Source organism: Parapedobacter defluvii (genome assembly GCF_014642075.1).
Lineage (GTDB): Bacteria > Bacteroidota > Bacteroidia > Sphingobacteriales > Sphingobacteriaceae > Parapedobacter > Parapedobacter defluvii.
The window spans coordinates 232657-244279 of record NZ_BMIK01000003.1 but is presented as its reverse complement, the minus strand read 5'-3'; the positions used below and the strand labels follow the sequence as shown (position 1 = coordinate 244279).

Here is an 11623-nt window from a genome sequence, read left to right as displayed (position 1 = left end):
CTAAACTTTTGGAGCGACTCGATGGGCGATAACAAAAATACAGCAAAGCATTTAGTTGAAGAGGGGGATCTTAATGTAAGCGGGCAACGTAAGCTATGGCATGACGCGCTCACCGACGACGCAACCCGGGATGCTTTGCAGCGGGATGCCGACCATTTCCTGCATCAGGCACTTTCCACTCCCTGCCTCGATGTACTTGCATCGAGCGACGGGGCGCAGCTGACGAGTCTTGCGGGTAAGACCTATATCGATTTTCATGGCAACAACGTGCACCAGTTGGGATACAACAATTCCTTTGTCATCGATCGCGTGAAGCAGCAGCTGGATATCCTGGCATTCTGTCCACGGCGATTTACCAACCTGCCGGCCATCGAGCTGGCGGAGCGGCTGGCGGCGCTGACCGAACACCGGTTGAATAGAGTGCTTTTCGCACCGGGGGGTACGTCGGCCATTGGGATGGCGTTGAAACTGGCCCGCATCCATACCGGTAAGTTTAAAACATTGGCCATGTACGACTCCTTTCACGGTGCGTCGATGGATAGCATTTCACTGGGCGGGGAGTATGTTTTCCAGCAGGGGCTGGGTCCGTTGATGGCGGGGAGTGTGCACGTGCCGCCCGTGGATAGTTACCGGGGCATGTGGTTTAACCCGAACGATCAGGACGGGGACATGGCTTACGCGGACTACCTGGAGTATGTATTGGAGAAAGAAGGAGATATCGGCGTATTGGTGGCGGAAACCGTACGAAGCACTACGGTACACGTTCCTTCGCAGGCCTATTGGCGGCGTATCCGGGAACTGTGTGATCAACATGGCGTACTGTTGGTTTTTGACGAAATCCCGATCGGCATGGGGCGTACAGGTAAGTCTTTTGCTTACCAGCACTACGGCATCGTGCCCGACATGCTTGTGTTGGGCAAAGGACTGGGAGCAGGCATTATGCCGATGGCAGCCATGCTCTGTAAAGACGAATTAAATATCGCGGCGCAGGTTTCGCTCGGGCATTTCACCCACGAAAAAAGTCCGTTGGGTGCTGCCGCTGCGTTGGCGGGACTGGATTACATGGATGCACACGGCGTCCTGCCGCATGTCGACCGGATGGGGCAACTGATGGCTAACCGCCTTGAAGCAATGAAAGCAGCGTATGAAGCCATCGGCGATGTACGGGGTGTGGGTTTACTATGGGGAGTGGAGTTGGTGAAAGACAGGGAAACCAAGACGCCCGACCCTGTGCTGGCAGAGCGTGTTTTATACCACTGCCTTGGCCGTGGATTAAGCTTCAAGGTGTCCGGTGGGAATGTGCTGTCCCTTTACCCGCCATTGGTCATCTCCGAGCAGAAGCTGCACGAAGCGCTGGATATACTTGAGGATGCGTTTCGATCCAATTCATAAGGAATCACAGATGATGAGTAAACTATCTTTTGCTTTTTTGGGCTATTTCATGCTGTCTTTGCTGACCTACGGATATGCGCAAGACCGAGGGGTATGGGTCGATCAATGGCTATGGCCGGACTATACATTGGGGCAACAGGCGCGGAACCCCAAGGTGTATCAGCTGCAACGGGATAGTTTACCGGTTGCATTGCTGGCTTCCGACCGGTCACGTTATCGGTTGCTGGGAGTTTCTCCGACTGACTGCCTGACGGTACCGATCCCGACCGGGTACCGGTCAACGGATGGATTTACTGTGGAGTGCTGGTTAATCAACCATGTAAACCAACCCGTAGGTGCCCTTTTATACATGCCGGATGGGCAATCGGGCGCCGGACGCTCCTGGGTGCTGGGCTATCATCATGACCGGGTATGGTTTTCTGTTCAGTCTGCTACAATTGAATATTTGTTGGACGGGGAGGGTTGGAAAGACCGATGGTGGCATGTGGTGGGCACTTATCAGGACGGGAGGTTGTGTCTGTATGTCAACGGCGAGTTGGTTGATAAACGTAAGCTCGAAACCGATAAGACGTTTCTATTCGATGATGCCCTGGAACTAGCCGGATATTTTGGAAAAGAACCGGATATGCAGCTCGGCGATTTGATGAAGAATGTCCGGCTGCTGGATGGTGCACTCGGGCAATCTGAGATCAGCGCCCGCTTTAAATTGCTTCAGGATATGGTGGAGGGCGGGCGGCTGTTACCTGACCGGTTTCACTTCAATGCGGGCCCATACCTCAATAACGTCAAGGAAGAAAGCATCCAAGTGGTTTGGGAAACCGACCGGCCGGCACGGTCAGTGGTGCGATATGGTGAACGGCTGCCGCTGGCGGATTCTGTGGTACTGCAACCGGAAACAGGGGAACTCCACGAGGGAGGCATACGGAGCTACATCCGCAACGTAAAGATTGATGGGCTTCGCCCCGGCACGGCCTACTTCTATGAAATTGAAGCGACAGATGCCGCGGGCACGACCCTAAGTTCGGGTACCTGCACATTTGCGACCGTCCGATCCGATACACAGGCGTACGCTTTTGCGGTCATCGGTGATACCGAAGCGCGCCCGCACATCAACAACCGGATTGCGAAACTCGCTTGGGATGAACGCCCCGATTTTGCCCTCCATCTTGGCGACATCACCGACGATGGCGTCAGGGATAATAAGTATCAGTGGAACTACGAGTATTTCACCGGAATGGGACAGTTACTGGAGCGGATTCCTTTTTACCCCGTGCCGGGCAATGGTGAAGATGACCTCTACTGGTATGGGCGTTATCACACATTACCTGCCGATACCGAAGGTTATTACCGGTTCGTTTATGGCGATGCGGAATTTTTCATGCTGGACACCAATAAACCGATGGATTTACAACCGGGAGGAAAACAGTACCAATGGCTGGAAGAAGCACTGAAAGCATCCACTGCGCGGTGGAAATTCGTCGCGCATCACCATGCCATTTATTCTGCCGACGACGATGACTATGGTAATTCGTGGACCGGACCATCTGCGTTGGGCGATACCAACCTGCAGCAGTTGACGACGCTGTACGAACGCTACGGGGTAGACTTCGTTTTTTATGGCCACTTGCATACCTACCAGCGTACTTATCCGATACGCGAAGGGCGTATCGAACAGGGCGGGGTGACCTATGTCCAGGCAGGTGGCGCTGGGGGCAATTTAGAGGATTTCACACCCACACGCGCATGGTACAGCGCCAAGACCTACCGTGGTCATCATTATTGCATGGTACAGGTTGTTGGCGATACGCTGAGGCTGAACGTATACGACGTAACCGGAAACCTGAAGGATTACTTAGCCATACAGAAAAAGAGGTAATATGAGTGTCATACAAATCACGAACGATCCCATCTCCCGTGAACAAGGAGATATCAACGCCAGTGAACTGCGTAACCGATATCTTTCGGGGCTCGACGCGCAAACCCGGGACTGGATAGAGGCAGATGCCGCTGTCTTCCTGCACCAGGCGCTCTCCACGCCGGTTATGAACGTCTTGTCCAAAACCGAAGGTGCTTGCATCTACGATCTAAGGGGTAACGAATACCTCGATTTACATGGTAACGGCGTCCATAACGCGGGATTTTCCAATCCGGAGGTACTAACGGCGGTCATTCAGCAATTGCAGTCTCAGTTGGCCTTTACGCCCCGTCGTTATACAAACATCCCGGCCATCCGGCTTGCACAAAAGCTGGTTGCGATTACACCGGAACCCCTTACCCGCGTCTTATTCTGCCCCGGGGGATCAGAAGCTATTGAGATGGCCGTCACGCTGGCCAAACAGGTCACCGGACGGTGGAAGACGCTTTCCTATTGGGATTCTTACCACGGCAACGGGTTTCAGGCCGCAAGTATAGGTGGCGAAGAGCATTTCACAGGCGGTAACGGTCCGATGGTTCCCGGCGCCTTCCATGTGGAATTTCCCAATTACTACCGAAACCCTTGGGGACTGACCGATACGGAAGCCATTGACGAACAGTACATCCGGCAGTTGGACGTGATTTTGCAGCGGCACCCGGATGTCGCAGCCTTGGTAGCCGAACCCATATCCGCGACACCCGTTGTCCCTTCAAGGTACTATTGGGAGCGTGTGCGCGAATGCTGTGATCGGCATGGTATCTTTCTGATTTTCGACGAAATCATCGAAGGGCTGGGAAGAACCGGCCGCTGGTTTGCCTGCGAGCATTACGTCATACCGGATGTGTTGGTGCTTGGGAAGTCCCTGGGCGGCGGGGTATTGCCGCTTGCGGGCATTGTCACCAAGGAGCAATTCAACGTTGTGAGCCATCGTTCCATTGGCCATTATACGCATGAGAAGAATCCGTTGAGTGCCACGGCAGGCCTTGCTGCCATCCACTATCTGGAAGCACACAGGCTCATCGAGAATGCCGCTGCGATGGGAGCCTATCTGCTGGAGGGATTCCGTGATATGCAACAACGCTTCCCGGTTATCGGCCACGTGGCCGGAAAGGGACTGCATATTGGTCTTGACCTGGTTACGGATAGCGCAACAAAGGAACGCGCCATCTTTTACGCCGAGCAGGTGATGTATGCCTGCATGGAAAATGGCGTAGCCTTTAAAGTCATCGAAGGCAATGTCGCGACCATCCGCCCGGCGTTGACCATTACCAAAACGCAATGCGATACCATACTATCCGTATTTGAACATGCATTTAACAAGATAAAATTATAAGATGAAGCGATCACAACAATACCTATTGATGGCCGTCGTGTTTTTGGCAGTAAGCTGCACGGCCGGCTCACAAAAAACACCCCAGGGCATCCAGCACGTAATTATCATTGGCATTGACGGATTGAGTAGCGCAGGATTGCGTAAGGCTGCTACCCCGACCATGGACAGCTTGGTTGCGCAGGGTAGCGCCGTTTGGAATGCGCGTACAGTTCTCCCATCGGTCAGCAGCCCGAATTGGGCTTCCATGATGCACGGCGCAGGACCGGAGGCACACGGAATAACGAGCAATGAGTGGGAATTGGACAGCGTCCGGCTTCCGCCTGTCGTACAGCGCGAAAACGGACGCTTTCCGTCCATATTCGATGTAGTACGTGCGCAACTGCCCGATGCTGAAATTGGATCTGTCTACGAATGGGGTGGCTTTGGCCGCCTGTACGATAAGGCGTCCGTCAATTACGATGCGCATTTCGATACACCGGATTCCACGGCGGAAGCGTTTAGCCAATACATCGCGACCCGGAAACCTGTATTCGCATTTATCCAATTAGACCATGTAGACGGCGCTGGTCATCATTATGGACATATGACCAAGGAATACCTGGCCGCCATCACTCATGCAGATTCCCTGATCGCACACATCCTGGAGGGAATTGCCCAGGCAGGTATTGCCGATCAGACATTGCTCATCATCTCTTCTGATCATGGTGGCATCGGTCATGGACACGGAGGTGAGCATCCGGAAGAAGTGACAATTCCCATCCTAATTGCCGGGCAGGGAGTAAAGGCTGGATATGTGGTGCAGCAACCCACTTATACCTATGACATTGCGGCAACAGCAGCGTTGGCATTGGGAGTTACGCAGCCGTATGCGTGGGTCGGTCGGCCCATCAAGCCTGCTTTCATGGGGTTTGAAGAACCAGCTTACTAAGTAAAAAGTAAAAAGTAAAAAGTAAAAAATAAAAAGCAGAAGAGAGCGATGAGCATTGCATTAGTAGTTTTTGATATTGCCGGCACAACTGTGAGGGACAACGATAACGTGGGTGAAGCGTTTCAGGCGGCACTGGATAAATTCGGTTACCAGATTCCGTTAGACCAGATCAATCCGTACATGGGTTACGAAAAGAATAAGGCGATCCGGGAAATCCTGAAAGCCCATCAGGGCGATACGGAAGTAATCGATGCACATCATGTGGCCGCCATTCACCGGTCGTTCGTCGGCCGTATGGTGCGGTACTACGAAACCAAAGATATTCAGCCCCTGCCGAATGTGGAGGAAACGTTTGCCCGGTTACGCAACATGGGGATCAAAATTGCACTCAATACCGGGTTCTCCCGCAATATTGCCGATGTCATCGTCGAAAAGCTGGGTTGGTTTGACCGGGAATTAATCGATTATATGGTTGCATCGGATGAAGTGCCGCAGGGAAGGCCGTACCCCGACATGATCCGCGAACTGATGAAGCGTGCCGGTATTGCCGATGCATCGCAGGTAGCCAAGGTAGGGGACACGGAGGTGGATGTCAACGAAGGAAAAAATGTAGGCTGCCGGTATGTGATCGGTGTAACGACCGGTGCATATACCCGCGAGCAGCTTGAAGAGTATCATCCGACCCACATCATTGATGACATCGGTGACGTAGTGGACATCGTATCTGCCTGATATGCGACATTGGGTCGGCACAATACGGACAAAAGTAGCGCAATTGCCTTACCGCTATGCGATGGTGTTGATGGCGCTGGCGGCCTTTGGCTGTTATACCAGCATGTATGCTTTCCGCAAGGCATTTACCGCCGGTACCTTCGAGGGAGCCTCCCTGTTGGGAGTTGATTACAAAGTTTGGCTGGTCATTGCACAGGTATTCGGATACATGCTGAGTAAATTCTACGGTATCCGGTTTATCGCCGAGTTGGGAGCGCGTGGCAGGGGGTATAAGATCGTCACACTTGTGGGTATCGCCTGGTTGGCATTGTTGGGATTCGCCATGGTGCCGGCACCCTATAACATTGTATTTCTGTTTATCAATGGATTACCGCTTGGCATGATCTGGGGATTGGTTTTTTCCTACCTTGAAGGGCGCAGGGCCACCGAGTTTCTGGGCGCGGTAATGAGCGTAAGCCTCGTTTTTGCATCCGGATTTGTCAAAACCACGGGCCGTACGCTGATTGAGAACCACCACATTCCCGAAATATGGATGCCTTTTTGTACAGGCCTGCTTTTCGTGATCCCACTATTGATCTGCACGCTGTTGCTGGAGTGGCTGCCCTTGCCAGACGCCCGGGACAAGGCCCTGCGTACAGAACGGAAGGCCATGGACCGTAAAGAGCGACATGCTTTTGTTCAGGCTTATCTGCCTGGTTTGGTGCTTACCGTGAGCGCATATCTGCTATTCACGGTAATCCGTGATGTACGCGATAACTTCGAAGTTGAAATTTGGTCAGCGATCGGAATATCAGATAAACACATCTATGTGCAGACAGATACGGCAATTTCTTTGGTTGTTTTGCTCATGATGGGACTGTTGATCTTTGTGAAAAACAACCGGAAAGCGTTTATATTGATCCATTTCATGGTCATTGGCGGGTGTTTGTGTGCCGGTATTTCTACCTGGCTTTTCCAGCAAGGGATGATCGGTGGCATCGGTTGGATGTCTGTTGCAGGTTTAGGGCTATACATGGTTTACATACCTTACAATGCTATTTTTTTCGAGCGTATGCTCGCCAGCTTCCAACATCGGGGCAATATTGGTTTTGTGATGTATATAGCAGACGCTGTTGGTTACCTGGGTAGCGTGAGTGTGCTTATCGTCAGGGAATTGGGATTCGTTCGTTTAAGTTGGGGCACATTTTACGAACAAGCATTGATGGTAGCTGCCGGACTGGGCATGCTCTTCGTGGGATTGTCCCTGGGCTATTTCCGCCGGAAATGGAAGCATCGGGAGGGGAAGGACAAGCCTCCGTTGATTGAAACAATTAGTTATTCGAATATATGAGTAATGGAATGATAAAGCCAACTGCTGTCGTTGTGGGTGCCGGCATTGTTGGGTTAGCCGCCGCAAAGGCGTTGGCAGAACGGAATTTTCAGGTAACCGTATACGAACGTCACCCGCGGGCATTGGGGGCGTCCATCCGTAATTTCGGAATGGTTTGGCCGGTTGGTCAGCCTGCGGGCTTGCCTTACCAATGGGCGATCCGTTCACGCGATACCTGGAAAGACATCTGTTCGACAGCAGGAATCTGGCACGAACAAACGGGTTCGCTGCACCTGGCGTATTCCGATACGGAACTCGCTGTGATGGAAGATTACGTATCGCTGTACGGTCGGGATCGCGATTGCGCCGTGCTCACCCCTGAACAGGTTATCCAGAAGTCGCCCGCATCAAACCCTTCCGGACTGAAAGGAGCATTGTGGAGCGCCGAAGAGGTCATCGTGGATCCGAGGGAAGCCATCGGTGGCGTCGCAGCTTATCTTGAAGAACGGTGCAGTGTGGTATTTCGGTGGAATACCTGCATTAACCAGATATCCGATTCGACGATCTATGTAGGCGGAAAGGCAGTCCAGAAAGCCGATTTGGTCCTGTTGTGCAGCGGTGCGGACTTCGAAACCCTGTATCCCAATTTATTTGCGTCATTGCCGATTACCAAATGTAAATTGCAGATGATGCGCTTGGTACCTCAGCCCAACGACTGGCGCATCGGGCCGCCGTTATGTGGTGGTCTTTCGTTATTGCACTACGGATCGTTTCAAGCCGCTGCATCCATTCATGCGCTCCGGCAATGGGCCGAGCAGGAAATGGCCGAATATCTCAAATGGGGTATCCATGTGATGGTATCCCAGCACGGAAACGGGGAGCTCACGATCGGCGATTCGCATGAATATGGACTTAGCCCCGATCCATTTGACCGGCAACTGATCAATCAGTTAATCATAGACTACCTCGGTACATTTGCCAGGTTCAAAGACCGCCGGTTATCCCAGTCCTGGAACGGTGTATATGCGAAAATGACCAATGGTGAAAGTTACGTTTTTGAACAGCCCGAAAGTAATGTGTTTGTATTCAATGCACTCAGCGGCGCTGGGATGACGTTGTCATTCGGATTGGCGGAATACATCATCGGGAAGCGGATGGGGCTGTAACGCCCCTAAGGTGATAGGATCACCTCGGCGTTTGTTTATTGTATGTTAACGATGATTTAACGGGGTATCAATAGCTTTGCAGAAACAACTATTTATGCGTGCTATTTTTACCTCCTTTATCCTTTTATTCTCCCTTGGTTTTTGCATGTCGGCATATGCCCAGCAAGGCAGCGTTTCCGGCAAAGTAGCGGACGAAGCCGGTTTCCCCTTAGTTGGTGCAACCGTATCGCTGGAAGGGACGAATCAGCTTACCCAAACCCAAGCCGATGGTACGTTTCGTTTCGATCGATTGGTTCCCGGATCTTACCGGCTTACGGTGACCTATCAAGGCCACGTGGGATACAACGTCGAGCTAACGGTGGGCGATGGCCATCAACAGCTTGACGACATCGTGCTCAGTACGCGGCAAATATCATTGGGCGAGGTTGTGGTCAGCACACAGCGCCGAACACAAACCAGCATCGAAGTACCCATTACGGTGAGTACTCTGTCGGGTGCAACCCTCAACCGGCTCAACATGCGGCAAATGGATGAGATGTCCGCATTTATTCCCGGCATGGAAGTACAGTTGCAAAGCCCCAATAATCCGGGCTATGTGATCCGGGGTATTACTTCGGACGATGGCGATTCGCGTACGCAGCCGCGCATTTCCATTTTTCAGGATGGAATTTCCATTTCGCGTTCGCGGGCCTCGGTGGTCGAGTTGTTCGATATCGAACGGGTGGAAGTGGCCAAAGGGCCTCAGGGTACGCTCTTCGGACGGGGAGCCCAGATCGGTGCGCTGCACATCATTCAAAATAAGGCACAGGATCGGCTGGGAGCCGAGGTAAATGGAGGATACGGGGCATACAACCATCGGTTTGTCAATGGTTATCTCAACACCCCGATCGTTGCGGGCAAGTTAGCGAACCGATTCGCGTTCAACTACGAAGGGAGGGATGGATTTATCCGAAACCTTTCCGGCGGCCGGCTCAACGGGAAGGAAGTCATCGCACTGCGCAACAGCACCCGTTTATGGGGCGGAACGAATACAACGGCCGATCTGATCCTGAATTATCAGTACGACAATTATCCGGGTACCAGCTTCAAGAGCAAGCGTTTTGCCCCGGCGGGCGGGGATACCGATCCCAACACATTTGCCGATCTGGAGCAGGGCGAAGACCTGTATATAAAACGGCATGTGGGTGGGGCCACCCTGTTGGTAGACCACCGCTTGGGAGATGCATGGCGCTTGTCGTCCCTTTCGGGTTTCCGGGCCTTTGACAGTGACGAATCTTTTGATGCCGACGGCACTCCGGCCCAACTGTTGTGGCTTTCTGAACTAGCGAAAGGAACGCAGTATAGCCAGGAATTTCGATTTACCTATGAAAATAATAACCGGTTTTCCGGATTCCTCGGAGCCGGTTATTTTTACGAAAACTCTTCACAGGAAGTGCCGATGCGGGTAAACGAACAGGTATTATATCCGGCTTACATTGCCCCGATACTGAACAGTCAGTTATCCGGCCAGGTCGGCCAGCTCGGTGCATCCCTCGGATTGCCGGATGCGCAGGTGCAGGCGCTCACCCAGCAGATACAGCAGCTTTTTCATACCGAACCGGTCATCGCAAATGGACGACCCCAGCTGGTGGAAAACCTGCCTGACCTGCAACCGCTGGCATTGGGTTTGATCAACCAACTGATACCGGGAGGCTTGCCCCCGGGCATCACATGGCAGCAACTGCTTCAGTCGGGCATGTTACCCGAAGGTGTATTGCCCGAGCAACTGATCGGGTTGGTCACCCTGCTAGACGGCAGCCCCATCAATCACGCACATAACGAGACGTATACCACCTACGGCAGAAATCAGGCGGTTGAACTATTTGCGGATGGCACATTTGACCTGACCGAGCAGTTGAAGCTTACCGCAGGTCTTCGTGGCACGTATGAAGCCCAACGGGGCGGTTATCGGGCTGATGCTGCTTCGCCGCCAAGCGTGTTTGGTATGATTGCTAATAACGGTTCGCCCAATTTATTGAACCCCGTATCCGACGGGACGATATATGCCAGCAAAAATTACTATTCGTATGTAGGGCGGCTGGCGTTGAACTACGTATTCGGTCGCAACAATATTTATGGCAGTGTGTCACGGGGTCGGAGGCCGGGGGTTATTTCGATCATTCCTTCAGAAACTACGTATTTAAAGCCGGAAGTAGTATGGAGCTATGAAGCAGGATTGAAGGGGTTGGTAGCTGACGGGAAACTAGGATACGAACTAAGCACCTATTATTACGACTGGTCCAACTTTCAGACCCTGTCGTTGCAGCAGATACCGGGAAGTATTGCGCCGCAATTGCTGGCCGATGATGGTGGCAAAGCGCATAGTTTCGGCATTGAAACCGGCCTGCGATACTTCATCACCCCCACGGTCAATGTTTTTGGCAATTATGCGTATATCGATGGGAAATTTAACGACACAGATGAAAACGGAAACCCACAGGAATATGCAGGTAATCGTTTCCGGCTGACGCCCGATCACAGTTTCGCCATCGGTGTCGATGCAGACGTACCGCTCAATGGCCGGTCATCCGTCTATTTGAGACCAACGTATTCCTATAAGTCCGGCGTATATTTTGAAGACAACAACCGCGACGACTTGTATCAGGAAGGATACGGACTGGCGAACTTCACGGCCGGATACCGGTTTGCTGTGAATCGTATCGGCTATGAGATAGGCGCATATGGCAAAAATGTGTTTGATACCCGCTACATGATTGACGCGGGAAACAGTGGCGACACCATTGGTTTTCCCACCTACATTGGCGGAAGCAGAAGCATCGTCGGTGCACAGGTCAGGATAACATTCTAA

At 52.4% G+C, this 11623-nt stretch carries 8 protein-coding genes; all 8 read left to right on the top strand.

What is annotated here, in order from left to right:
* Positions 1–21 precede the first annotated feature (21 nt).
* The 8 genes from pbfA (IEX60_RS07465) (at position 22) to IEX60_RS07430 (ending at position 11623) form a co-directional block, all read left to right on the top strand.
* Positions 22–1392, top strand: a complete 1371-nt coding sequence (pbfA, locus tag IEX60_RS07465) for a (R)-1-hydroxy-2-aminoethylphosphonate ammonia-lyase (protein ID WP_188749070.1) — start codon at positions 22–24, stop codon at positions 1390–1392.
* 10 nt (positions 1393–1402) lie between these two features.
* Positions 1403–3268: a metallophosphoesterase gene (locus IEX60_RS07460; RefSeq protein WP_188749068.1), complete on the top strand. Its 1866-nt coding sequence runs from the start codon at positions 1403–1405 to the stop codon at positions 3266–3268.
* A 1-nt stretch (position 3269) separates the two neighbouring features.
* A complete protein-coding gene (gene pbfA / locus IEX60_RS07455) occupies positions 3270–4640 on the top strand; it encodes a (R)-1-hydroxy-2-aminoethylphosphonate ammonia-lyase (protein ID WP_188749065.1) in 1371 nt (456 codons plus the stop codon).
* Between the two features lies 1 nt (position 4641).
* On the top strand, positions 4642–5568 hold the full coding sequence (locus IEX60_RS07450; RefSeq protein WP_188749063.1) for an alkaline phosphatase family protein: 927 nt from the start codon (positions 4642–4644) through the stop codon (positions 5566–5568).
* Positions 5569–5616: 48 nt separating this feature from the next.
* Positions 5617–6300 (top strand): HAD hydrolase-like protein, encoded by a 684-nt coding sequence (locus tag IEX60_RS07445; protein WP_188749062.1) that lies wholly within the window; start codon positions 5617–5619, stop codon positions 6298–6300.
* A 1-nt stretch (position 6301) separates the two neighbouring features.
* Positions 6302–7630: a DUF5690 family protein gene (locus IEX60_RS07440; protein WP_188749060.1), complete on the top strand. Its 1329-nt coding sequence runs from the start codon at positions 6302–6304 to the stop codon at positions 7628–7630.
* A gap of 8 nt (positions 7631–7638) precedes the next feature.
* On the top strand, positions 7639–8775 hold the full coding sequence (locus IEX60_RS07435; RefSeq protein ID WP_188749058.1) for a TIGR03364 family FAD-dependent oxidoreductase: 1137 nt from the start codon (positions 7639–7641) through the stop codon (positions 8773–8775).
* A gap of 94 nt (positions 8776–8869) precedes the next feature.
* A complete protein-coding gene (locus IEX60_RS07430) occupies positions 8870–11623 on the top strand; it encodes a TonB-dependent receptor (protein ID WP_188749056.1) in 2754 nt (917 codons plus the stop codon).